Raw genomic sequence first — 24,602 nt, 5'->3', positions numbered from 1 at the left:
TGTCAATTAAGGCATGAACGTGTCTCTCCTATTTCATGCATACCCATTCTTCGTTTAAGTTACATGTCTTAGCGTCGAACTTTAGACTTTTTCAAAAAATGATATAAATTCGGTGCCCAATCGTTGAAATTGAGTAAAAAACCATCATGACCTACGTTATCGGGCACGAAGAAGTGACGATGATATTGGAAGCGTGCCCCCATCGCTCGAACTTGGTCATCTGGATAGAGCAGATCATCGGTAAAGCCGAGGGTCAGTACTTTAGTGTCTAACTGAGCTAAGACTTCCGCCACATCGGTACGTCCACGGTCGAGGTTGTGGCTATCGAGCACATCTAGTAACGTCTTATAACAAGCCACATCGAAACTTTCTTTAAATTTATCACCTTGATGATGCTGGTAAGACACTACTTGTTCAGGAGTAAAACGCGCTTCGTAACTCTTTGAAGACCGATAAGTTAAGAAACCGAGTTGGCGTGCAATACTCAATCCTTCCTTTCCACCTAAGTGAATCGCTTGTCGTGCAATATCATTAAATGCACGACTATAAGATGAAGTCTTATCCGTCGCAGCGAGAATGACGGCTTTCTCAACTTGAAATTGATGATTATAGAGCAGTTCCTGAACTTGCATACCACCTAAAGAACCACCGATGAGGATAGCGATACGCTTAAAGCCTAATGCTTTCACGCCACGTTCAATCGCTCGGACAATATCGCGTAACGTCAGCTGTTGAGGAAAGTTAGGATCGTTGCGCGGCGAGCTCGAACCAAATGGACTACCGATGACGTTAAACGTGAGAAACTGATAATCATGAATAGGCAAATAACCCCCATCGATAATTTCACGCCACCACCCTGGTTCTTCGTCCGTTCCATATGTCAGATGGTTTCCCGTTAACGCATGACAGACGAGTACGAGTGGTTGTCCTTGATACCCTACATGCTCGTAACGTAGTTTCAAATTCTCAATTGCCTCTCCAGATTCTGTATAAAAGTTGCCTAATTCGAGTGTGTCTACAATATATTTCATCTACTACTTACCTCCTTGTTAGTGAACTTATCGCTACCCCTCCCCTACTCTGCTTTATATAGAAAAAGTCTCCTACTCGACCAAAAGTAAGAGACTCACATTACCTTATTACTCGAGTTGCATCGTTGGTTGTAGCACCGTACTGATAAAGCCGGTTGCTGAAGTTTCACAGAGCCAAATCCCTCCACTTCTCTCAATAAGTTCAATATTTGATTTAAGTTTCATTGACTAGATTAAAGTTAATTCTAATCGAATATTCCGATAATTTCAACAGTTAATATGTCGTTATGAATCCTTATTGTGTTATCTAGCTCACTGCTTCTTGGAGTAGGACGCTTAGTTTTAAGAGGTAAGTCTGACGTTTGTCTGAAGTCAGACTGACGGAAGTGTTAATATTATCCTCTCATCCCTTGCTACTGTAGTCATACAAGCCTTTCCGGTGTTAAGACTAAATTTCTACTTCGATTATCTGTTCAGCATTCACAGTATTTAATATTTTACTGAAATAGCTTTCCTTTTATCTAAAAAAGGCAATTCCCACAATGAATGAGAATTGCCTTTTCAATATATTTTATCTTAACTTGTAACACATTAAGTCGTTGATTATTTATCTAACGTAATCTTAGTCTTACCGCCCATATATGGAACAAGTGCTTCAGGAATAGTAATTGAACCATCTTCGTTTTGGTAGTTCTCAACAATTGCTGCAAATGTACGACCTACTGCAAGACCACTACCATTTAACGTATGCACAAATTCTGGTTTCGCATCTTTATCACGTTTGAAGCGGATGTTTGCACGACGCGCTTGGAAATCTGTCACGTTAGAGCAAGAGCTGATTTCCTTGTACTCATTGTAGCTTGGTAACCAAACTTCAAGGTCATATGTCTTGCTTGCGCCGAAACCAATGTCGCCTGTACATAAGTTCACACGGCGATATGGTAATTCAAGTTCTTCAAGGATTGATTCCGCATTTTGAGTTAACTCTTCAAGTGCATCCCAAGAATCTTCTGGCTTTTCGTAACGTACCATCTCTACCTTATCGAACTGGTGAAGACGGATTAAACCACGAGTGTCACGGCCTGCAGATCCAGCTTCACTTCTGAAACAAGCTGTTTGTCCTGTGAATAAAGCAGGAAGTTGATCTTTATCAAGAATTTCATTGCGGTAGAAGTTTGTGAATGGTACTTCTGCAGTTGGGATTGTGTAAAGTCCTTCTTTTTCAACTTTAAATAAATCCTCTTCAAATTTAGGAAGTTGACCTGTACCGTACATTGAATCAGCATTAACAAGTTGTGGTGCCATCATTTCAGTATAGCCTTGTTGTGTTGTATGTTTCGTAATCATGTAGTTCATCAATGCACGTTCTAATAATGCACCGTCACCAGTTAAGAAGACGAAACGCGCACCTGAAACTTTCGCTGCACGGTCGAAATCAGCCATCTTCAATTCTTCAACTAAATCCCAGTGTGGTTTCGCCTCGAAGTCAAATTCTCTTGGCGTACCCCAACGTTTAAGTTCAACGTTGTCTTCGTCAGATTCACCTTCTGGCACGTCATCGTGTATTAAGTTTGGAATGCCAGCTAATGTATCATGTAATTCTTGGTCTACGTCGTTAAGTGACGCATCGATTTCTTTAATCTTGTCACCTAATTCGCGCATTTCTTTAATAACGTCATCCGCATCTTCTTTGTTGCGTTTCTTCTCAGCAATTTCACCACTCACACGGTTACGCTCTGCTTTCATTTCCTCAGTCTTGCTGATGTATTCACGGCGTTTTTCATCTAGTTCTAAGACTTTGTCCACAACTGATGAATCCATACCACGCTTAGCAATCTTGTCTTTGACCATGTCTGGTTCTGTACGGAATAATCGAATATCTAACATCTGTCTATCTCCTTTGATATATATTTAGGTTGAAGCGCATAAAAAAGACCACATCCCCGACAAGGGACGTGGTCTCTACGCGTTGCCACCCTATTTAACAGCTTAATTTGATAAATTAAGACTGCGCTCTCACTTAAATAACGGTAATTGCCGATTGTTCACATCAGTAGGTAGATTCATATTAAGGATCATTGCCTGTTCACACCAACCACAAGCTCTCTGAAATCATCACATTAATACTACTTAGCCTACGAACAATAGTGATATTTGAATTATCTTAAATATAGCAAATTGTTTAAAAATTTTCAAGACAGTATAAGCTATTTATTTAAAATGACAAATTTCTAAACTTATTTTTCATCACTACTATAAGCGTCATTACGTAGATACTGTGCGACCGCTTCAATATCTTTATGGAATTGACGATCTTCAGTAATTGAAGGTACGATGCTACGTAACGCTTCATATTTCGCTAAAGTACGTGGTGAGAGTTTTTCGACACCTTGATGTTCTACCGCTTGTAACGCAATAATACATTCTATCGCAAGCACTCGACGCGCATTTTCCACAATTTGATAGCCATGGCGAGATGCGATTGTTCCCATCGACACGTGATCTTCTTGGTTAGCAGAAGAAGGAATAGAGTCTACGCTTGCTGGATGCGCCAACGTTTTATTCTCAGACACGAGACTCGCAGCAGCATACTGCATAATCATCGCACCGCTTTGAAGACCTGGTTCCGGACTTAAGAATGCGGGCATACCATTGTTAAGCTGTGGATTTACGAGACGTTCCAAACGACGTTCTGCCACATTCGCAAGCTCTGATACCCCAATTTTTAAGAAATCAAGAGCGAAAGCGACGGGTTGACCGTGGAAGTTTCCTCCAGAAATGACGAGTGTTTCATCATCCTCATCGAAGATCAATGGATTGTCGTTTGCCGCATTCATCTCAAATTCGAGTTTCTCTTTCACATAATTAAACACTTGGAAGCTCGCACCGTGAATTTGTGGAATACAACGTAATGTATACGCGTCTTGTACACGTAACTCAGCTTGGCGTGTCGTCAATTGAGAGCCTGCTAACCAATCTCTCATACGTTCAGCGACATCAATTTGTTCTTGGTAATTACGTGCTTTATGAACTTGCTCATTGTAAGCGTCTGTAATGCCATTGAGTGATTGATGTGTTAGCGCAGCAATCCACTCAGCTTGATAGCCTAAATCTTCCGCTTCGATATACGAAATTACCCCTTGTGCCGTCATCGCTTGTGTACCGTTAATCAGCGCTAAACCTTCTTTCGCTTGGAGTGTGTGTGGTGCACGGCCTAGCTCTTGTAACACATCTTGACTGTCACGTTCTTTCCCTTGATAAACGACTTTGCCTTCACCAATCAATGCTAATGCCAGATGTGAAAGTGGTGCTAAATCTCCTGAAGCACCGAGAGAGCCTTGTTGTGGAATAATTGGCACGATGCGGTGATTGATAAAGTAGATGAGTTGATCAATCAGCTCAACAGTCACGCCTGAATGCCCCTTCAGCAACGTGTTTAAGCGTAAGACCATCATGACTAACGCGACATTATTTGCGAATAGTTCACCCACACCACATGCATGAGAACGAATCAGATTGACTTGTAATTGATTGTACTGCTTATCATCGATACGCACATCACTAAATAAGCCGAACCCAGTAGTAATGCCGTAAATCGTTTCTTTATCTCGAATGATACGTTCCACTGTGGCACGACTGTCTTTCACACGCGACAATGCTTGCTCTGTGATTTCAACTGTATCGTTGTTAGCTAGAAAGCGTTGAATATCTCGAATCGTCAGTTGCTCACCATTTAATTGTAAAGTCATTATCCCATCTCCCTTTATATTCTCTATTTCTTTAAAAGTATACGCTTACATACCGATTGCGACAATGCTTATCACGAAGTCCGTAATATGGTATTGAATTAACATATTAACAGAATAAAGGAGGGTTGATTAGAATCAGGGTTATAGCCACCATTATTTTTACTCATTTCTATTGACGAACAAGAATACGAGGTATAGTATGTTCTATTGTATTTAGAAGATTAACGAATTAATCGACAGTAATGTCACAGAGTAAAGATAGATTTCGTGACTTGAAGTCAAAGGGAGGTTGCCAATATGCAAACTTTAACAACACCTACTATTCCACGTCGTAACCCAGAGACACATAAAGGGGACTATGGCAGAATTCTACTCATCGGTGGGAACTCTAATATGGGTGGCGCAATTATGATGGCAGCGACAGCCTGTGTGTATAGTGGAAGCGGGCTGATCACTGTAGCCACACATCCAAATAACCACGCAGCATTACACTCACGCTGTCCAGAAGCAATGGTTATTGATATTAACGACACGAAAGCACTTACGCAGCACATTGAAAGCGTAGATTGTATCCTTATTGGTCCTGGCCTTGGCTGCGACTTTAAAGGTAACAACGCAATTACGTTCTTGCTTCAGAATATCCAAGAGCATCAAACGCTCGTGATCGATGGAGATGCGATTACTATCTTCAGTAAGTTGAAACCGCAGCTTCCTAATTGCCGCATCGTCTTCACACCTCATCAGAAAGAGTGGGAACGTTTAAGTGGTATCGAAATTGCTGATCAAACACCTGAACGTAATTTGGAAGCCGCTCAGAACTTAGGTGCGACGATTGTGTTGAAACAACATGGAACTGAACTTTATTTCAAGAACGATACGTATAAATTAGATATTGGTACTCCAGCCATGGCGACAGGCGGTATGGGAGATACGCTTGCTGGTATTATCACAAGCTTCGTCGGTCAGTTTGATGATTTAGAAGAAGCGGTTAAAAGTGCTACGTATCTACACAGCTATATCGGTGAGAACTTATCGAAATCTATGTATGTTGTGCCTCCTACACAGATTATCAATCAAATTCCATATACGATGAAGGAATTAGAAGAGAAATAAGTGAAGCGCTTGTAGTAAGGAAGTTTGTCAAAAAGATAAGTATATGAGCGGGATAGTCCAATTAAGTTGAAGAAGTGAAAGAACATCTTTACTTCGACTTAAGTTGGGCGATTTCTATTTATTAAGCCATAATAAATGTAGTGTTGAATTCAATTTAGTATTTGCCGAATTTTCAGAAATAATATAATATAATATACCACTATATAACTTGAATGAAAAACTCAGAAAGGACACAACTTTATGATACAAGCAATTACACACGGTATATTACTCGCTTTGGGTCTGATCCTCCCATTAGGCGCACAGAATGTGTTTGTCTTTAACCAAGGGGCAAATCAACCTAAGTTGCGTAGAGCCCTACCAGTGATTATTACCGCCGGCCTGTGCGATACCTTTCTCATCGTTATCGCGATACTTGGTGTCTCACTGGTACTGATTTCTCTGCCTATATTGCAGCTCGTCATCTATCTGATCGGTTTCGTCTTTCTGATTTACATGGCGTGGTCATTATGGAAAGAACAACCGCCTCAATTGGAACACATTGAACCGATGAAGCCGAAGAAACAAATTGGATTTGCCTTATCCGTCTCACTCCTAAATCCACACGCAATTATGGATACAGTGGGTGTAATAGGAACGAGTGCTTCCGTTTACGATGGTGGAGAGAAGCTCGGTTTCGCACTTGCGACCATCTTTGTTTCATGGTTCTGGTTCGTCTTGCTGGCTGTCTTAGGTAAGCTGCTCGGCACAGTAGATAAGACCGGTAAATACATCGTTATGTTGAACAAACTCTCCAGTGTTATCGTCTTCGTCGTCAGCCTGATTATCTTAAAAAACATTTGGCATATTCTCTTTGGTTAGAATATGAAACAGGGCGTAAAGGTGAGGCTATCTAAGCTACTCGTAGCTCCGGCCTTTACGCTCTATTTATATGCTATTGATTATTCTTTAAAGGGAACTTTCCAATTTTTTTAAATGGAGGTGCTCCTGCTCCATTATTTGAAACTCTCAATGTTCCATCTTTATACAAGCGATAATGTGTAGCAGTAGTTTGACTATTAATCGCTGAAGCTTCAATGTAATCCCCTTTGTCAGATGTACCGATATGTTTAATTTCTCCTGTGTAGTATTTAATAATCTCTGGTGCATTGCCTTTAGTTATCTTTGAGAACTTCGGTGTTAACTTATATTGACCTTTCTGCTTATAGTTTCCATTACTATCTGCTACTTTAACCGTACCATCTTGATAAACACGTACTTTTTGATTTAGGTTATTATAGTTACTTAACACATGATAACCATCGTGATAATCCTCGCTCAGATAAGTTATCTCTTTATCGTGTAATACTTTCTGTGCTATAAACGGCGCATTTAAATCCGTCACCTGTGAATAATGTTCTTCCTCTGCATTAGCCTGACCTGCTTGCATGCCTGTAAATAATACGGCTCCAGTTAAAATTGTAGAGCCTAATACTTTTGAAACTAATTTCATAAATGTTAGTCCTCCTCAATTTTTTATGGAAGAAGCTTCTTCAAAAATAAAGTTATCATAATCTGAAAAGAATTAAAATACATTTCGTAATCTTTTTGAAATAATTTTGTTTTATTTTAGTAATATTTATGTAAAATAATAGCATTTTTTGTAAAAAATAAGACCCCCTGCATGTGCAAGGAGTCTAAATACCACGTTATGATTTAATTATTCTTCTGTCGAATCATCGTCATTTTGAATATCTTCATTCACACGATCCATGAAGTCTTGACGCAATTCTTCAGGTTCATCACTTGAGTTGATAGCGTCTGCCTCAGCTGAGTCATCAACTTCTGTATGGATTGCTTTGCCAGGTGCATCACCTTCAATGACTTGTTCTTGTTGCTCAGAACTTTCGTCATTGGAAGCTGTTTCTTCACTATCAGTATCTTCCGCTTCTTCCTCATTTACTTTAGCTACCGTAGCAACATGTTGGTTCTCACCAAGACGGATGAGTTTCACACCTTGAGCTGCACGGCCATTTTGAGAAATATCTTGGGCTTCCATACGGATAATAACACCGTGGTTAGTAACAACCATAATATCTTCGTCACCTGTCACCGTCGTAATACATACGATGTTACCATTACGTTCTGTGATAGTTGCTGTCTTGATACCCATACCACCGCGGTTAGAGAGACGGTAATCGCTAACTGGTGTACGTTTACCGAAACCTTTTTCAGTAACGACTAGCACTTCATCCTCACTATTCTCATGAGCAACGTCTAGACCTACGACCTCGTCATTCTCACGCAAGGAGATCCCTTTCACACCTGCAGCATTACGACCGAGTGGACGTAAACCACTTTCTTGGAAGCGGATTAGTGATGCATGTGCTGTACCGATGAGAATATCTTCTGTACCGTCTGTTAAACGTACCGCAATCAATTCGTCATCTTCTTTGAAACTGATCGCGATCTTACCGTTCTTATTGATGTGAGAGAAGTTGCTTAAAGCTGAACGTTTCACGATACCTCTCTTCGTCGCAAAGACTAAGAAGTGATCTTCCGTCGTTAAGTCCTTCACTGCAATCATCGTACTGATACTCTCATCATTGTCCAGCTCAATTGCGTTGATGACTGGAATACCTTTAGACTGACGGGAGAGTTCCGGCACTTCATAACCTTTCAGTTTGTAGACGCGTCCTTTATTAGTGAAGAAGAGCACGTGGTCATGTGTACTTAACGTCACGAGTTGGCTGACGAAATCTTCTTCTAATGTGTTCATACCTTGTACACCACGTCCACCGCGATGTTGCGCGCGGTATGTAGACACAGGTAGACGTTTAATGTAGTTATTATGACTTAACGTAATGACAATTTGTTCTTCAGGAATAAGGTCCTCATCTTCGATACTGTCGATGTTACCTAATTGGATTTCTGTTCTACGTTCATCGCCATAACGGTCACGAATTTCGATGAGTTCGTCACGCACAATTTGTAATAACAGTTCATCGTCAGCAAGTATTTCTTTCAACTCTTTGATGTATTGAACTAACTCGTTGTATTCAGATTCAACTTTGTCGCGTTCTAAACCTGTGAGACGGCGCAGACGCATATCGAGGATGGCTTGCGCTTGTCTATCTGAAAGTTTGAAGCGCTCTTGTAAGCTCGCCATCGCAATCTTATCTGTTTCTGACTCACGGATTATGCTGATGATTTCGTCGATGTGATCGAGCGCAATTCTCAAGCCTTCGAGGATATGTGCACGATCTTGAGCTTTACGTAAGTTGTATTCAGTACGACGTCGAACGACAACTTTTTGATGTTCTAGATATTCGACTAAAGCTTCTTTCAAGTTGATGAGCTTAGGTCGTCCGTTCACTAAAGCAATGGTATTCACACCAAATGATGTTTGAAGTGGCGTTAATTTGTATAGATTATTTAAGATAACATTTGCATTGGCATCTTTACGGATATCGATAACGACACGCACACCTGTACGTAAACTTGTTTCGTCACGTAAATCTGTAATGCCATCAACTTTTTTATCACGCGCTAATTCAGCGATCTTCTCAATCATACGTGCCTTGTTGACTTGATAAGGCACTTCTGTAACGACGATACGTTGACGGCCTCCACCACGTTCTTCAATTTCAGCGCGTGCACGCATTTGAATAGAACCACGGCCTGTTTCGTATGCGCGTCGGATACCACTTTTACCCATGATTAAACCTGCAGTAGGGAAGTCTGGACCTTGAATGTCTTCCATCAGTTCAGCTACAGTGATGTCGGGATTGTGGCTTAAACTTAAGACACCGTTAATCACTTCTGTAAGGTTGTGAGGTGGGATGTTTGTCGCCATCCCTACAGCGATACCACTTGCGCCATTGACGAGCAAGTTAGGGAAACGAGACGGTAAGACTACCGGCTCTCTTTCAGTACCGTCGTAGTTATCGATAAAATCAATCGTGTCTTTGTTGATATCACGTAACATTTCAAGCGTAATCTTAGTCATCTTCGCTTCGGTATAACGCATGGCAGCTGCGCCATCGCCATCCATTGAACCGAAGTTACCTTGACCGTCTACTAACGGGTAGCGATAACTGAAGTTCTGCGCCATTCTCACCATCGCTTCATAGATGGATGAGTCACCGTGTGGGTGGTATTTACCCATTACGTCCCCAACGATACGTGCGGACTTCTTGTATGGCTTATCAGGTGTCATACCTTGTTCATTTAACCCGTATAAGATACGTCGATGTACTGGTTTCAGACCATCACGTACATCCGGCAATGCACGTGATACGATGACACTCATCGCGTAGTCTAAGAACGATTCCCGCATTTCACTGGTAATATTACGTTCATTAATTCTTGATTCCGGTATTTCAGACATCAAGGTGCCCTCCTTCAACATTTCAATTCATGGTTCTAGAAATCTAAGTTAGCGTATACAGCATTGTCTTCGATGAACTGTCTGCGGTTCTCTACCACGTCGCCCATTAACATCTCGAAAGTTTGGTCTGCATCAATCGCATCATCGAGTGTAACTTGAAGCATTGAGCGATTGTCAGGATTCATCGTTGTCTCCCATAACTGATCTGCGTTCATTTCACCTAAACCTTTGTAGCGTGAGATAGACCACTTAGGTGTTGGATTCAATTCTGCTTTGAGATTATCGAGCTCGCGGTCATTGAAGACATAATACTTCTCTTTACCTTGTGTGAGTTTGTATAAAGGTGGTTGGGCGATGTAAACATAGCCCGCTTCAATCAACGGTCTCATGTAGCGATAGAAGAACGTGAGTAAGAGGGTACGGATGTGCGCACCGTCTACATCGGCATCAGTCATAATAATAATCTTATGATAACGTGCCTTGCTCAATTCAAATTCGCCACCGATACCTGTACCAAATGCTGTGATCATTGAACGAATTTCGTTGTTATTCAATATGCGATCAAGTCGAGATTTCTCAACGTTAAGAATCTTACCTCTTAGCGGCAGGATCGCTTGTGTCGCTGAGTCACGACCTTCTTTCGTAGACCCCCCGGCAGAGTCACCTTCGACGATGAAGATTTCACTTTCATCCGGATTCTTACTAGAACAATCCGCTAATTTACCAGGTAAGCTTGAAACTTCTAGAGCAGATTTACGACGTGTAACTTCACGTGCTTTCTTCGCTGCTACACGTGCTCTTGAAGCCATAATCCCCTTATCTACAATGACACGACCAACTTGAGGATGCTCATAAAGGAAACGCTCAAATTGTGCAGAGAATAATTTATCCACAATTTGACGTACTTCAGAGTTACCTAACTTCGTCTTCGTTTGTCCTTCGAATTGAGGATCACCATGTTTAATGGAAACGACAGCTGTTAGACCTTCTCGTGTATCTTCACCAGAAAGTTTGTCTTTATCATCTTTAATAATCTTACTTTGAAGGCCATAGCTATTTAAGATACGTGATAGCGCACGTTTAAAGCCTTCTTCATGCGTACCGCCTTCGTATGTGTGGATATTGTTGGCATAAGTAAGAAGATTCGTCGCAAAACCGCTGTTGTATTGCAATGCAATTTCTACTTCGATATCGTCTTTCGTTTGATGAATGTAGATAGGCTCATCATGTAGAGGTTCTTTATTCTCATTCAACATTTCAACATAGGACTTGATACCACCTTCATAGTGATAATTGTCCTCTCTCACTTCGTCTTCATCTCTTTCATCGCGAAGTGTAATAGAGATGCCTTTATTTAAGAATGCTAATTCCTTGATACGCTGTTGAAGCGTTTCATAATCATAAACTGTCGTTTCAGTGAAGATTTCTGGATCTGCTTTAAAACGGATTTCAGTACCTGTATTGTCATCATCCGTTTCACCCACAACTTCTAGATCGAATTGAGGGACGCCACGTTCGTATGCTTGGTGATAAATCTTATTGTCTCTATGTACGTAAACTTCTAATCTTTCAGATAAAGCGTTTACGACAGAAGATCCTACACCATGTAAACCACCAGATACTTTGTAGCCGCCGCCACCAAATTTACCGCCGGCGTGAAGCACTGTGAGGATAACTTCGACTGCAGGTCTACCCATCTTCTCTTGTGTATCTACAGGGATACCACGTCCATTATCAGTGATACGTATCCAGTTATCTTTCTCAATAATGACCTCAATTGTATCTGCATAGCCTGCTAAAGCTTCGTCGATACTGTTATCGACAATTTCCCAAACAAGGTGATGCAAACCCTTTTCTGAAGTAGATCCGATATACATACCTGGTCGTTTACGAACCGCTTCAAGTCCTTCTAATACTTGAATCTGACCAGCACCATAATTTTCCGTGTTGTTCACATCTGACAATGCTTCCACCTTCACTTTCTGTTACTTAGTAATTTCGCCTTGATTGATACGATATAATTTAGCATTACTCATAATTTCATGATCAATACCGTCCACTGATGTCGTTGTCACAAAGGTTTGAACCTTGTGTTGAATTGTGCTTAATAAATGCGATTGACGTGAATCGTCGAGTTCACTTAACACGTCGTCGAGCAAGAGAATAGGATATTCGCCCACCTCTTGTTTCATCAGTTCAATTTCTGCCAACTTAATAGATAAAGCGGTCGTACGTTGCTGCCCTTGAGAGCCATACGTTTGCGCGTCCATATCATTGACGTTGAAACCTAAATCATCTCGATGCGGGCCAAACAAGCAAACGCCGCGTTCTTTCTCACGCTCCATATTTTTATCGAGCGTCTCTAACACTTCTTCGAGCAAGACGGATTGATCTTTCGACAAGTCGTTCAACTTCAAACTGGGGAGATACTTCAAATTCAGACGTTCTCGCTCATCCGTAATACCTGAGTGAATCGGTTGAGCCAACGCTTCGAGTTCGTTAATAAAATGCGCTCTCCGCAAGGTCACTTTAAGCGCATATTCAGCAAACTGTTGATTTAAGACTTCCAGCATAGTGCTATCCGTCTTATCTCCGTATTGAAGCTGTTTAAGATAATTATTTTTTTGTTTAAGAATACGTTGGTATTGCGCTAAATCGTTGAGATACACTGCTGAAATTTGTCCGAGCTCCATGTCGATGAAGCGTCTGCGAATTTGAGGCGCTCCTTTCACGATGCTCAAATCTTCAGGTGCAAAAAGGACGACATTTAAATGACCAACATATTGCGTAAGTTTACTTTGTTCTAAGTGATTGACTTTAACTTGCTTGCCCTTCTTCGTAATCAGCATCGTCAACGGCATCTCACCATGACGATAGCTTAATCCTCCCTCTATCTTAGCATAGTCACTCTTGAAGCGAATGAGCTCTTTATCGTTAGACGTACGATGACTCTTCGCAAGTGCTAAGACGTAGATAGATTCCAACAAGTTTGTCTTTCCTTGCGCGTTCTCACCGATGAGAATATTCACCTCAGGATGACAATCAAGATAGATCGACTCGTAATTACGGTAGTTTTCAAGCTGGAGTGTATTTAATTTCATTCTTCACCTTGATAAGCAATGATGAATGAGTCAATTTCTGGAATTTCAGGTATATCAATGCGATCTTGGTGCGCCAATTTCTTACCACGACGTGTTTCCCGTTCGCCATTGAGCAAGACTTCGAAATCTTGTAAGAACCACTTTGCTTGGCCACCTGATTCGATGATGGCTTCATTCTTTAAAAATTGACCTAAAGTAATCTCGTTATCAACGACTACTGTCTCTACCAAATCAATCACTCCATTCCTTGTAGTCACTTATATATTATACCTTTTTTCACTAAAAATTTCATGCCCTAGACGGCGTAAAATCAACGAAGTTTCACGAAAATCAGAGAAATTTGCTACACTGCGTTCATTTTTTCGATTTCAGTAGCCATTTTTTAGCCAACTCATGTGGATTTTAAATACAAAAATAACCTATATTGAATTTTAAAGGGGTATTTAGAGCCAAATTATCTTTCGAGATAGATTTATCCTAGAAGAATATCTTAGCTTAAATTAAAAGGCTGAATAAGCTCTCACTTGATTTTCGAACTGTACTTCACTTATCTATTTCTTTTCTTAACGCCCTGCTATTTTTACCTGCTCACTTATATACACGTCAGATCTCGGAATTTTACTTTTAGCCTAAACAAAAAGAGGCAAGAACGGGTATACTACCTCGTCCTAACCTCGATAAGCTCATTTGAAATGGTGACATGCCTAGTAAGTTCTGATTGGCAAGATAAGTTGTGTTACTGAATCATCATCTTTCGGTTTCAAGATAAATGGTTTCATCGTACCGAAGAATTCGACTTCTACTTCGTCATTATCAATCGCTTTAAGCGCATCCATCATGTATTTAGAGTTGAAAGAGATCTTTAAGTTGCCGCCTTCAACATCGTTCGCTTCTACTTCCTCTTTTACAGTACCAATTTCAGGTGAAGTTGAAGAGAGCTCAACGATCTGATTACCTGTGCTCAATTTGATGACGTTGTTACCACCTTCGCGAGCGAGAAGTGAAGCACGATCAATCGCATGATAGAACTCACCATTGTTTAAACCTAATTTAATTTCGTAGTTCTCAGGGAACAAGCGAGATGTATCTGGATAGTGACCTTCCAATAAGCGTGAAATAAAGTTGATATGACCCACGCGGAAGAGAACTTGGTTCGATGCGAAGAAGATGTCGATTGTGTCATCACTGTCAGAAACAATCTTGTTTAATTCAGCTAAAGCTTTACCAGGAATGATGACATTCTTATCTTCAGATTCATCTTCTAATGCTAACTTGCGCACAGCTAAGCGGTGTGAATCGGTAGCAGTGCATATTAATTCATTATCTTGTATAAGCCAGTTCACACCAGTGAGTACTGGTCGTGTTTCTGAGGTGGACACTGCGAAATTTGTTTGTGCAATCACGTTCTTCAAGACTTTAACAGGAATTTGAATTGCGTCATCACGAGAAACTTGTGGTAGTAATGGATATTGATCTGGATCTAATCCACTTAAATTAAATTCCGAATGACCAGAAGTTATTAAAGTTTGGAACTGTTCGTTAGTTGATAATTTCACATCTTTACCTGGTAATTTCTTAACGATATCTACGAAGAAACGACCAGGAAGTACGACAGATCCGGCTTCTGAAATATTCACAATTTCCTCTCCATCTACTTGTTTAGGGATCGTAATTTCAATTGAGATTTCAGAGTCAGAGCCTGTAAGAATCACTTCGTCATCTTTAGCATCAATCTTGATACCTGTCAGTATAGGTAATGTAGTTCTAGGCGAAATTGCTTTAAGTGTGTCATTGAGTTGATTAATAAAGTAATCGCGTCTGATAGAGAATTCCATAATTATTCTTAACTCCTTCCAGTCGTTTATAATAATTATATAGGTTTTAAATTCGTAGTCATAGTAGTAGGCACTGTGAATTAGTGGATAACTTATGGCAAGTCTTGCGTGACAACGTTATTCACATGTGGGTAACATGTGTGTAGTGTGTACAAATTGTCCACAATATCCACATTTCGTATTTCACGATGCGCTTCTTACCACTTCAAATTATCCTCTTATTATTGCCAAATTATTATAAATTACGTACTTCTTTTTCTAGATTTTCTACTTCTTGTTTAAAAGTCGGATCGTCTTGCATATCTTTCGCAATCTTATCGTGTGCATGAATCACTGTCGTATGATCACGTCCACCGAATTCTTCACCAATTTTAGGTAAAGAGAAATCAGTTAACTCACGTGATAGATACATCGCGATTTGTCTAGGATAAGCGATGGATTTCGTCCGTTTCTTCGCGCTAAAGTCTTCGATACGCACACTGTAGTAATCTCCAACCACTTTTTGAATATCTTGAATTGTAATCTTCTTCGTCTTAGGTGTAGAGATGAGATCTTTCAACGCTGTGGCAGTAAGTTCAGTCGTGATAGGTTCGTTCTGCAATTTAGAAAAAGCATTCACTCTGTTAAGCGCACCTTCAAGTTCTCTAATGTTGGTTTGAATTTGATTTGCGATATAAGTGAGTGCTTCAGTTGGAATATCTAAGTTCTCTTCTTCCGTCTTTTTCTGCAAAATGGCCATTCGTGTTTCATAATCAGGTGGCGTAATATCAACGATGAGACCCCACTCGAAACGTGAGCGCAAGCGGTCTTCGAGTTTCGAAATTTCTTTCGGTGGTCGGTCACTAGAAATGACAATTTGTTTATTAGCTTGATGGAGTTCATTAAAAGTATGGAAGAACTCCTCTTGGGTTTGTTCTTTATTTTGAATAAATTGGATGTCATCAATTAACAAAATATCGATATTACGGTATTTTTCACGAAACTTATCAGATTCGTTCTGTCGAATCGATTGGATAAACTCGTTGGTAAACTTCTCGCTTGAAGTGTAAAGCACTTTCATTTCAGGATTTGTTTCCAATACATTATGACCAATCGCTTGCATCAAATGGGTCTTGCCTAAACCAACGCCTCCGTAGATAAAGAGCGGATTGTAAGCTTCTGCTGGTGCTTCAGCTACGGCAAGGCTTGCAGCATGTGGGAAGCGGTTACCTGGCCCAATGACAAAGGTTTCAAATGTGTTATGATCATTGAATTGTTCTTTGCCAATTGAGGCCTCGTCTACGCTATGTGCCGTTTCTTTCTGTGGAGTTGGGCTAGCAGGACCTTCGTTGGCTTTTAATTTTTCGTACTGATCTTCTGAGTAGAATGTAGGCTTTACATCTACTTCTAACGCTTGATATAGCACGTTTTGTACAACTTCTGTATATTTCTGACCTAACCAGTTTGCGACGAATTCATCGTCTGTTACTATAATGGCTTCATCTGGGGTCAGCTTTTCGAGTTGGGTATCTTTAAAAAAGGTATTAAAAGATGTAGCAGCCACATCTTCCTCAATCATGGAAAGGACTTTCTCCCAAATTTCTTGTTCTGACATAATCACTAACTCCATTTTCTTGTTATTTTTAAGTTATACACAAAACTCACAAGATATAATTTGAGAAAATCACACCTGTGAACAATTATCCACAACTTAATCACAATCAGTGGATAACTTTTCTCAGTTTCTAAGTTACTCACAAGGAATTTGAGTATAATTCTAGTAAATGATTCTAGGTGTATCAACACTTTAGATGACTTATCCACATAATTATACTTTTTCACAATCACAACTGTCAAATGCCTGTGAATAGTTCCGTAAATACTGGAAAAATCTGTGTATAACACAAGTATTATCCACAAATTGTTAGATGCTTGTTGTGTATAAAGTGGATAACTTCGGGGCTCGTGAAATTGAGTTTGGGAAATAATTTGCAAGCAATTCATCAATTATGTATAAAACTGTTATAGTACAAAATGCTACAGTTTGTAGTTTTTCAGAGGATGACGTTACACAAATAGAAAATACAGACGGCCTGTAAAAAATGATAAATCGATAAAATAGAAAGGAAAAAGTTGGAAACAGAGCCATTAAGAGAAGGTCAATGCGTACCAGTTGATTCAATAGAACGACTAAAAATCTACTTGCTTTATAAAATGCAATTTGTTATATTGTAGTAGTTGCTTGAATTATAGATGGAATTCATTAAGATTAAATCAAGACATAAACGCTTAAGAGCTTATTACAAATATCTATAGCAAAGTAGATATTGGAATCACATACGGAGGTGTATTTGAATGGTCAAACGTACTTATCAACCAAATAAACGTAAACATAGTAAAGTTCATGGTTTCAGAAAACGCATGAGCACTAAAAACGGACGTAAAGTTTTAGCGCGCCGTCGTCGTAAAGGCCGCAAAGTATTATCAGCATAAGACTGATGGATCACTGACTTATCAGTGGTCTTTTTTTTGATTAAAGTAGCTCTTTCTAGCGCTTTTATAAAAGGAAAGAAAGCTTAACGAGGTTGGAATGTCAAAAGTGATTGAAAAAACAACATCATCTCAGAATCAACCTAATAACAGTTGTATGAGTGAACCTACGAAATCATATAGATTTCAATGTCACTTCCTAGAATTAATTATCAATGACATCTCATCCTATAGTATAATTAGGTAATCAGATTCTCACGTGAATAATTAGAGTGGGAAAATACTTAGTCAGAAGAGAGAAACGGTGAAGCTTGATGGAAAAAGCATATCGGATAAAAAGGAATAAAGACTTTCAGAACATCTATCGACGTGGTAATTCAGTTGCCAACCGTCAATTTGTCGTTTACACACGCAAAGATGCTTCGCTTGAACACTTTCGACTTGGCATCAGCGTTTCAAAGAAATTAGGTAATGCCGTTCAACGTAATCGTATTAAACGTGCGATTCGTGAGAACTTTAAAGTACATAAAGATGATATCATCCCGATAGATCTCATCGTCATTGCTAGGCAACCTTCGAAACGTATGACGACATTAGAAATACAAAGTAGTCTTGAACACGTGCTTAAAATAGCTAAAGTGTTTAATAAGAAGATAAAGTAAGAGGGTAGGGGGATATTTAGACTCCCCGCATACTAACTTCAGACAAACGGAAGTCTTACCTTTGATGTAATTAAACAAGTTATTCGCATTTTGTAAGTAAAGTCACTACAATACTATAATGAAATTTTGTCTGACAAGGAGGCGAGAAAGATGATGGACCTGGATACGATAACGAGTATTTCTACTCCAATGGGAGAGGGCGCGATAGGTATCGTTCGTCTATCAGGGAATGACGCGATTCCGATAGTAGATCAATTATATAAAGGAAAGCATCGACTTGAGGATGTGGATTCTCATACGATTAACTATGGACATATCATAGATCCAGAAACACAAGAAGTAGTAGAAGAAGTCATGGTTTCAGTCTTGAGAGCACCGAAGACTTTTACACGAGAAGATATCGTCGAAATTAACTGCCACGGTGGAATATTAACGATTAACCGTGTGTTAGAACTCACAATGACACATGGTGCGCGTATGGCTGAACCAGGAGAATACACGAAACGTGCGTTCTTGAACGGTCGTATTGATTTGTCACAAGCAGAAGCGGTTATGGACTTTATCCGTTCTAAGACTAATCGCGCCTCTAAAGTAGCGATGAATCAACTTGAAGGTCGCCTCAGTGATATGATTAAGCGCCAGCGCCAGTCTATTCTCGAAATCCTTGCTCAAGTCGAGGTCAATATCGACTACCCAGAATATGATGATGCAGGAGACGCCACGACTGAATATCTATTAGAGAAGTCGAAAGAGATTCAGACGCAACTCGATCAGCTACTTCAAACGAGTACGCAAGGTAAGATTATGCGAGAAGGTCTCTCTACAGTCATCGTAGGTAAACCGAATGTCGGTAAGTCTTCTATGTTAAACAACTTGATTCAGGACAATAAAGCGATTGTTACTGAAGTGGCAGGTACGACACGTGATACGCTAGAGGAATATGTCAACGTCAGAGGGGTGCCTCTACGACTCGTTGATACAGCCGGCATACGTGATACGGAAGATATTGTTGAACGTATCGGCGTTGAGCGTTCACGTAAAGCTTTGAGTGAAGCGGATTTGATTCTCTTCGTGCTCAACTACAATGAGCCACTTTCTGAAGAGGATCGTCAACTTTACGAAGTGATTAAGAACGAAGACGCTATTGTGATTGTGAATAAAATGGACTTAGAACAGCACTTAGATTTAGATGAAGTGAGAGAAATGGTAGGCGAATTACCTCTCATTGAAACATCTATGTTGAAACAAGAAGGTATAGATGAATTAGAGATGCAAATTCGTGATTTATTCTTCGGTGGAGAGGTTCAAAATCAAGATATGACGTATCTCTCTAATTCACGACACATCTCACTCATTAAACAAGCCAGTAACGCAATTCAAGATGCGATTGATGCAGCAGAAGCAGGTGTGCCGATGGACATGGTGCAAATCGATCTAACGCGTACTTGGGAAATCTTAGGTGAAGTCATCGGTGAATCTGCAAGTGACGAACTCATCGATCAACTCTTTAGTCAATTCTGTCTCGGTAAATAAGAAGGAGGTATCAAGATGGCTCAACATTATGATGTCGTGGTCATTGGAGCAGGCCACGCAGGTATTGAAGCAGGTCTAGCTTCAGCAAGACGCGGCGCAAAGACACTTATGTTAACAATTAACTTAGACAACATTGGTTTTATGCCTTGTAACCCGTCCGTAGGGGGACCAGCGAAAGGGATTGTCGTACGTGAACTCGACGCCTTAGGTGGTCAAATGGCTAAGACCATCGACCGTACACATATTCAAATGCGTATGCTCAATACAGGGAAAGGTCCAGCTGTGCGAGCATTACGTGCACAAGCAGACAAAGTACTTTATCAACAAGAGATGAAGCGTGTCCTTGAAGATCAAGATAATCTCACAGTCATGCAAGGTATGGTAGATGACCTCATCGTAGAAGATGACGAAATTAAAGGTGTACGTACGAATATCGGTACAGAATATTTAGCACAAGCTGTAGTCATTACGACAGGTACATTCTTACGCGGTGAAATTATCTTAGGTGAAGTGAAATATTCTAGTGGTCCAAACCATCAATTACCATCTGTTTCACTTGCAGATAACTTGAGAGATCTTGGTTTCGAAACAGTAAGATTCAAGACGGGTACACCACCACGTGTCAATTCCAAAACGATCGATTACGATAAGACAGAAATTCAACCAGGTGACGATGTCGGTCGTGCTTTCAGTTACGAAACGACGGAATACATTTTAGACCAACTTCCATGTTGGCTCACTTACACAAATGGTGATACGCATAAAGTCATTGACGATAATTTACATTTATCACCGATGTATTCAGGTATGATCAAAGGTACAGGTCCGCGTTATTGCCCATCTATTGAAGATAAGTTTGTGCGTTTTAACGATAAACCACGTCATCAATTGTTCTTAGAGCCTGAGGGACGTTCTACGAATGAAGTATACGTGCAAGGTTTATCTACAAGCTTGCCAGAAGATGTGCAACGTCAAATGCTTACAACGATTCCAGGGCTTGAGCATTCAGACATGATGCGTGCAGGTTATGCGATCGAGTATGATGCGCTTGTGCCTACGCAACTGTGGCCTACGTTAGAGACGAAGAAGATTAAGAACCTCTACACAGCTGGCCAAATCAACGGTACATCTGGTTATGAAGAAGCGGCCGGACAAGGTATCATGGCAGGTATCAATGCTGCAGGACGCGTCTTGGGTCAAGATGAGAAGATCTTAAGCCGTTCTGATGCTTACATTGGTGTACTTATTGATGACCTCGTGACGAAAGGTACGAACGAACCGTATCGTTTATTAACATCTAGAGCGGAATACCGTCTATTGTTACGTCATGATAACGCCGATTTACGTTTAACAGATCTCGGTCACGAATTAGGTCTGATCTCAGATGAACGTTACCAACGTTTTAATGAAAAACGTGAAATGATTAAAGCAGAACAAGAACGTTTAGGCCAAATCCGTATCAAGCCGAAAGAACGTGTTCAAGAGATTATTGAAGCGCACGGTGGTTCTAAGTTGAAAGACGGCGTGCTTGCGATTGATTTACTTCGTCGTCCAGAAATGTCTTACGATATTATCTTAGAGATGTTAGAGGAAGAACATCGACTACCGGCAGAAGTAGAAGAACAAGTGGAAATTCAAACGAAATATGAAGGTTATATCAATAAATCACTACAACAAGTAGAAAAAGTTAAACGAATGGAAGCGAAGAAGATCCCTGAAGATCTTGACTACAGTAAAGTGGATAGTCTTGCTTCAGAAGCGCGTGAGAAGTTGGCAGAAGTGAAGCCGCTTAACATCGCTCAAGCTTCTCGTATCGCAGGTGTCAACCCAGCTGACATCTCTATCCTGCTCGTTTATCTTGAACAAGGACATATTCAGAGGGTGAATCAATAACATGAGTGTAGAATGGCTAACACGAGCTTTGAAAGAACATGATATTGAGTTAACTGAACAGCAACAAGACCAATTTAAGCAGTATTATGAGATGCTCGTTGAATGGAATGAGAAGATGAATTTGACGAGTATTACAGAAGAGTCAGAAGTGTATTTAAAGCACTTCTATGACTCGATTTCGCCGAGTTTCTTTGAAGACTTCAATCAACCATTAACGATTTGCGATGTCGGAGCAGGCGCAGGATTTCCGAGTATCCCGTTGAAAATTGTGTTCCCAGAGTTGAAAGTCACGATTGTAGATTCATTGAATAAACGCATTCAATTTCTCAACCAACTTGCGGATCAGCTAGGCCTCACAGGCGTTAGCTTTGTGCATGATAGAGCAGAATTTTACGGTAAGGGAGACTACCGGGAGTCTTACGATATCGTGACAGCACGTGCTGTTGCGCGATTATCCGTATTGAGTGAATTGTGCTTACCTTTAGTTAAAAAGGGTGGTAAATTTATCGCGATGAAAGCATCGAAAGCGGAAGAAGAACTTGAAGACGCGCGTTTCGCCATAGGTATCCTAGGCGGTAAGTTCATCTCGCTCGAAACATTTGAGTTACCTGAAGAAGCGGGTAAAAGAGAAATGGTAATGATTGAAAAGAGAAGCAAGACGCCGAAGAAATATCCACGTAAACCAGGTAAGCCGAATAAATCTCCTTTAGTTGAATAATAAGCACGGAACAAATCATTTAGAGGGAGCGCAGAGTAATGAAGAAACCTTTTTCTAAGTTATTTGGTTTAAAAAATAAAGATGAAATCATGAATGATATAGAGGAAGATAAGAATAGTCAGGTCGAAGCGGTGCCAATCGAACGTATCGTTCCCAATCGCTACCAGCCGAGACAAGTCTTCGAGCCTGCAAAGATTAGTGAACTCGCCGAATCGATTGAAGAACATGGCTTGTTACAACCTATAGTTGTCAGACCGATTGAAGAAGGCATGTACGAAATCATTGCAGGAGAACGTCGCTTTCGTGCGTTGTCTTCTCTCCATTATAAATATGCCGATGTGATTATTCGTCAACTCAATGATGAGGAAACAGCTGTGGTGGCGCTCATCGAGAATATTCAACGGGAGAATCTGTCGGTGGTTGAAGAAGCCGAAGCGTACAAGAAGTTATTAGATATTGGCGATACGACGCAAGGTGAACTCGCGAAGAGTGTAGGTAAAAGTCAAAGCTTTATCGCGAATAAGTTGCGCTTACTCAAACTTGCTCCCAAAGTGCTTACGAAATTGCGTGAAGGTAAGATTACTGAGCGTCATGCTCGTGCATTATTGAGCTTATCGCATGATGAACAAGAATCTCTTCTTGAATTGATTATTGCTCAGAAGTTAAATGTGAAACAAACAGAAGCGCGTGTGAAGAACTTTACTGCTCCTGAAAAAGTGAAAGCGCAAACGTTCGGTTTCACGAAAGATTTAACACAGGCTAAAGAGAAGGTCGGAGAAAGTATCGCTCACATTGAAGATAGTGGTGTGCATGTGGAACGTCAGAATAGAGAGACGGACGATTATTATGAAATCAAGATTAAGTTATATAAACGATAATTGCGCGTGTAGTGGCGCCCTTGCAAGTTAAATTCGACTTGTGGGGGTGCTTATTTTATTGGATTGAAAGTGGCATGGTAAGAGATGAGTGAAATTGTCGTTAATCGCAAATTGATGTTTCACGTCAAACAGATAAGCAGGAGCTCGAAAATGCGAGGCTTAACCCTCCTGCATTTTACGCAACAACTACCCTTTGGCATGCATCTCAACAACAGAATGTGATAGATTTAAAGCAATTACATTAATGATTAGGGGAGGAATTGAGATGGCACAACGTGATTTACCGACATTAAAATACGAAGGTGATGCGACACATGCGGTTCCGCTACTCGCACATGAGAAAGGGCTTCAAACCGTTACAGCAGAGCCGTGGGTCAAGATTTCAGATGAGGGCTTACAACTAGAGGGACTATGCTTTGATAGAGAACATAACTTGTTCTTATGCGAGGTCTTTGGGGGTAAAATCTTCAAAGTGACGCTACCGGAAAAAGAAGTTGAGCACGTCTTTACTTCTGAAAAAGAAAATCCAGCTTCAGTTAAAATTCACAAAGATGGACGTTTATTCTTATCATGTTTAGGGGACTTTATAGATTCCGGAAGCATCGTAGTGACACAAACAGATGGCTCAGCGTTAGAAGAAATCATTTCTGAAATTAACACAGAATATTGCGTAGATGATTTAGTATTTGATAGCAAAGGTGGCTTCTACTTCACAGACTTCCGCGGCTATTCAACGAACCCACTTGGCGGTGTTTACTACGTGGATCCAGATTATCAGACAGTGACGCCGATCATTCAGAATACAGCCGTAGCAAACGGCGTCGCATTGAGTACCGACGAAAGCATCTTATGGGTGACTGAAACGAACGCGAACCGTTTACATCGTATTGAACTCTTAGAAGATGGTAAGACGATTGCGCCATTTGGTGCGAAGATTCCGTATTACTTCACGGGTCATGAAGGTCCGGACTCTTGCTGTATCGATAGCGACGACAACCTTTATGTTGCGATGTATGGTCAAGGTCGTGTACTCGTCTTTAACAAATATGGTCATCCAATCGGCCAAATCTTACTTCCTGGTAGAGAGAAAGGACATATGCTCCGTTCTACACATCCTGCTTTCATCCCAGGCACAGATCAATTGATTATTTGTTCAAATGATATGGATAATGACGGTGCTTCATGGCTCTTTACAGCTCGCGGTTTTGCTAAAGGTCACAACAGTTATCAGTTTCATTAAGTAGTAGTAGG

General features: G+C 40.5%; 19 protein-coding genes and 1 riboswitch. Of the genes, 9 read left to right on the top strand and 10 right to left on the bottom strand.

The window, feature by feature from the left end:
• Window positions 1-68: 68 nt before the first annotated feature.
• The 3 genes from HMPREF2802_RS09770 to hutH all read right to left on the bottom strand — a co-directional run bounded on the left by HMPREF2802_RS09770 (window position 69) and on the right by hutH (window position 4,780).
• Window positions 69-1,031 (bottom strand): homoserine O-acetyltransferase MetX, encoded by a 963-nt coding sequence (locus HMPREF2802_RS09770; protein WP_070504087.1) that lies wholly within the window; start codon window positions 1,029-1,031, stop codon window positions 69-71.
• A 102-nt stretch (window positions 1,032-1,133) separates the two neighbouring features.
• A riboswitch (SAM riboswitch) is annotated at window positions 1,134-1,234 on the bottom strand.
• Window positions 1,235-1,634: 400 nt separating this feature from the next.
• A complete protein-coding gene (gene serS, locus HMPREF2802_RS09765) occupies window positions 1,635-2,918 on the bottom strand; it encodes a serine--tRNA ligase (RefSeq protein ID WP_070504085.1) in 1,284 nt (427 codons plus the stop codon).
• 350 nt (window positions 2,919-3,268) lie between these two features.
• Complete coding sequence (gene hutH / locus HMPREF2802_RS09760) at window positions 3,269-4,780, bottom strand: histidine ammonia-lyase (RefSeq protein WP_070504082.1); 1,512 nt, start codon at window positions 4,778-4,780, stop codon at window positions 3,269-3,271.
• A gap of 297 nt (window positions 4,781-5,077) precedes the next feature.
• On the opposite strand from hutH, the gene HMPREF2802_RS09755 reads away from it, so the two are divergent.
• On the top strand, window positions 5,078-5,893 hold the full coding sequence (locus HMPREF2802_RS09755) for an NAD(P)H-hydrate dehydratase (RefSeq protein ID WP_002472739.1): 816 nt from the start codon (window positions 5,078-5,080) through the stop codon (window positions 5,891-5,893).
• A 240-nt stretch (window positions 5,894-6,133) separates the two neighbouring features.
• Window positions 6,134-6,754: a LysE/ArgO family amino acid transporter gene (locus tag HMPREF2802_RS09750; RefSeq protein ID WP_070504080.1), complete on the top strand. Its 621-nt coding sequence runs from the start codon at window positions 6,134-6,136 to the stop codon at window positions 6,752-6,754.
• A gap of 73 nt (window positions 6,755-6,827) precedes the next feature.
• On the opposite strand, the gene HMPREF2802_RS09745 is transcribed toward HMPREF2802_RS09750, so the two are convergent.
• The 7 genes from HMPREF2802_RS09745 to dnaA form a co-directional block, all read right to left on the bottom strand.
• Complete coding sequence (locus HMPREF2802_RS09745) at window positions 6,828-7,385, bottom strand: hypothetical protein (RefSeq protein WP_070504077.1); 558 nt, start codon at window positions 7,383-7,385, stop codon at window positions 6,828-6,830.
• A gap of 207 nt (window positions 7,386-7,592) precedes the next feature.
• A complete protein-coding gene (gene gyrA / locus HMPREF2802_RS09740) occupies window positions 7,593-10,262 on the bottom strand; it encodes a DNA gyrase subunit A (protein WP_070504074.1) in 2,670 nt (889 codons plus the stop codon).
• A gap of 35 nt (window positions 10,263-10,297) precedes the next feature.
• Complete coding sequence (gyrB, locus tag HMPREF2802_RS09735) at window positions 10,298-12,235, bottom strand: DNA topoisomerase (ATP-hydrolyzing) subunit B (protein ID WP_172592602.1); 1,938 nt, start codon at window positions 12,233-12,235, stop codon at window positions 10,298-10,300.
• Between the two features lie 12 nt (window positions 12,236-12,247).
• Entirely contained in the window at window positions 12,248-13,363 is a 1,116-nt protein-coding gene (gene recF, locus HMPREF2802_RS09730; RefSeq protein WP_049410137.1) for a DNA replication/repair protein RecF, read from the bottom strand.
• Window positions 13,360-13,593: a S4 domain-containing protein YaaA gene (gene yaaA, locus HMPREF2802_RS09725; RefSeq protein ID WP_002472742.1), complete on the bottom strand. Its 234-nt coding sequence runs from the start codon at window positions 13,591-13,593 to the stop codon at window positions 13,360-13,362. Before yaaA ends, recF begins: the two co-directional genes overlap by 4 nt.
• A 474-nt stretch (window positions 13,594-14,067) precedes the next feature.
• Window positions 14,068-15,201, bottom strand: coding sequence for a DNA polymerase III subunit beta (gene dnaN / locus HMPREF2802_RS09720; RefSeq protein ID WP_088606534.1), 1,134 nt, complete (start codon window positions 15,199-15,201; stop codon window positions 14,068-14,070).
• Window positions 15,202-15,433: 232 nt separating this feature from the next.
• Window positions 15,434-16,792, bottom strand: coding sequence for a chromosomal replication initiator protein DnaA (gene dnaA / locus HMPREF2802_RS09715; protein WP_002472753.1), 1,359 nt, complete (start codon window positions 16,790-16,792; stop codon window positions 15,434-15,436).
• A 740-nt stretch (window positions 16,793-17,532) separates the two neighbouring features.
• Between dnaA and rpmH the strand changes: the two genes are divergently transcribed.
• The 7 genes from rpmH (at window position 17,533) to HMPREF2802_RS09680 (ending at window position 24,591) form a co-directional block, all read left to right on the top strand.
• Complete coding sequence (gene rpmH / locus HMPREF2802_RS09710; protein ID WP_000240855.1) at window positions 17,533-17,670, top strand: 50S ribosomal protein L34; 138 nt, start codon at window positions 17,533-17,535, stop codon at window positions 17,668-17,670.
• A 311-nt stretch (window positions 17,671-17,981) separates the two neighbouring features.
• Entirely contained in the window at window positions 17,982-18,329 is a 348-nt protein-coding gene (rnpA, locus tag HMPREF2802_RS09705; RefSeq protein WP_070504071.1) for a ribonuclease P protein component, read from the top strand.
• Between the two features lie 153 nt (window positions 18,330-18,482).
• Window positions 18,483-19,862 (top strand): tRNA uridine-5-carboxymethylaminomethyl(34) synthesis GTPase MnmE, encoded by a 1,380-nt coding sequence (mnmE, locus tag HMPREF2802_RS09700; RefSeq protein WP_102696174.1) that lies wholly within the window; start codon window positions 18,483-18,485, stop codon window positions 19,860-19,862.
• Window positions 19,863-19,877: 15 nt separating this feature from the next.
• Window positions 19,878-21,755: a tRNA uridine-5-carboxymethylaminomethyl(34) synthesis enzyme MnmG gene (gene mnmG, locus HMPREF2802_RS09695; protein ID WP_002472763.1), complete on the top strand. Its 1,878-nt coding sequence runs from the start codon at window positions 19,878-19,880 to the stop codon at window positions 21,753-21,755.
• A gap of 1 nt (window position 21,756) precedes the next feature.
• Window positions 21,757-22,473 (top strand): 16S rRNA (guanine(527)-N(7))-methyltransferase RsmG, encoded by a 717-nt coding sequence (rsmG, locus tag HMPREF2802_RS09690; protein WP_070504065.1) that lies wholly within the window; start codon window positions 21,757-21,759, stop codon window positions 22,471-22,473.
• Between the two features lie 38 nt (window positions 22,474-22,511).
• Window positions 22,512-23,351, top strand: a complete 840-nt coding sequence (noc, locus tag HMPREF2802_RS09685; protein ID WP_002472750.1) for a nucleoid occlusion protein — start codon at window positions 22,512-22,514, stop codon at window positions 23,349-23,351.
• Window positions 23,352-23,616: 265 nt separating this feature from the next.
• Window positions 23,617-24,591, top strand: a complete 975-nt coding sequence (locus HMPREF2802_RS09680) for an SMP-30/gluconolactonase/LRE family protein (RefSeq protein WP_070504062.1) — start codon at window positions 23,617-23,619, stop codon at window positions 24,589-24,591.
• The last annotated feature ends 11 nt before the right edge of the window (window positions 24,592-24,602 follow it).

Source organism: Staphylococcus sp. HMSC071G07 (genome assembly GCF_001811435.1).
In the GTDB taxonomy this organism is placed as follows: domain Bacteria; phylum Bacillota; class Bacilli; order Staphylococcales; family Staphylococcaceae; genus Staphylococcus; species Staphylococcus pettenkoferi.
This window is presented reverse-complemented; position numbering and strand designations above follow the sequence as displayed.

Excerpts from the sequence above, each read along its gene's own strand:
- HMPREF2802_RS09770 (WP_070504087.1), bottom strand. The coding sequence starts at position 1,031 with ATGAAATATATTGTAGACACACTCGAATTAGGCAACTTTTATACAGAA.
- serS (WP_070504085.1), bottom strand. The coding sequence starts at position 2,918 with ATGTTAGATATTCGATTATTCCGTACAGAACCAGACATGGTCAAAGAC.
- hutH (WP_070504082.1), bottom strand. The coding sequence starts at position 4,780 with ATGACTTTACAATTAAATGGTGAGCAACTGACGATTCGAGATATTCAA.
- HMPREF2802_RS09755 (WP_002472739.1), top strand. The coding sequence starts at position 5,078 with ATGCAAACTTTAACAACACCTACTATTCCACGTCGTAACCCAGAGACA.
- HMPREF2802_RS09750 (WP_070504080.1), top strand. The coding sequence starts at position 6,134 with ATGATACAAGCAATTACACACGGTATATTACTCGCTTTGGGTCTGATC.
- HMPREF2802_RS09745 (WP_070504077.1), bottom strand. The coding sequence starts at position 7,385 with ATGAAATTAGTTTCAAAAGTATTAGGCTCTACAATTTTAACTGGAGCC.
- gyrA (WP_070504074.1), bottom strand. The coding sequence starts at position 10,262 with ATGTCTGAAATACCGGAATCAAGAATTAATGAACGTAATATTACCAGT.
- recF (WP_049410137.1), bottom strand. The coding sequence starts at position 13,363 with ATGAAATTAAATACACTCCAGCTTGAAAACTACCGTAATTACGAGTCG.
- dnaA (WP_002472753.1), bottom strand. The coding sequence starts at position 16,792 with ATGTCAGAACAAGAAATTTGGGAGAAAGTCCTTTCCATGATTGAGGAA.
- rpmH (WP_000240855.1), top strand. The coding sequence starts at position 17,533 with ATGGTCAAACGTACTTATCAACCAAATAAACGTAAACATAGTAAAGTT.
- rnpA (WP_070504071.1), top strand. The coding sequence starts at position 17,982 with ATGGAAAAAGCATATCGGATAAAAAGGAATAAAGACTTTCAGAACATC.
- mnmE (WP_102696174.1), top strand. The coding sequence starts at position 18,483 with ATGGACCTGGATACGATAACGAGTATTTCTACTCCAATGGGAGAGGGC.
- mnmG (WP_002472763.1), top strand. The coding sequence starts at position 19,878 with ATGGCTCAACATTATGATGTCGTGGTCATTGGAGCAGGCCACGCAGGT.
- rsmG (WP_070504065.1), top strand. The coding sequence starts at position 21,757 with ATGAGTGTAGAATGGCTAACACGAGCTTTGAAAGAACATGATATTGAG.
- noc (WP_002472750.1), top strand. The coding sequence starts at position 22,512 with ATGAAGAAACCTTTTTCTAAGTTATTTGGTTTAAAAAATAAAGATGAA.
- HMPREF2802_RS09680 (WP_070504062.1), top strand. The coding sequence starts at position 23,617 with ATGGCACAACGTGATTTACCGACATTAAAATACGAAGGTGATGCGACA.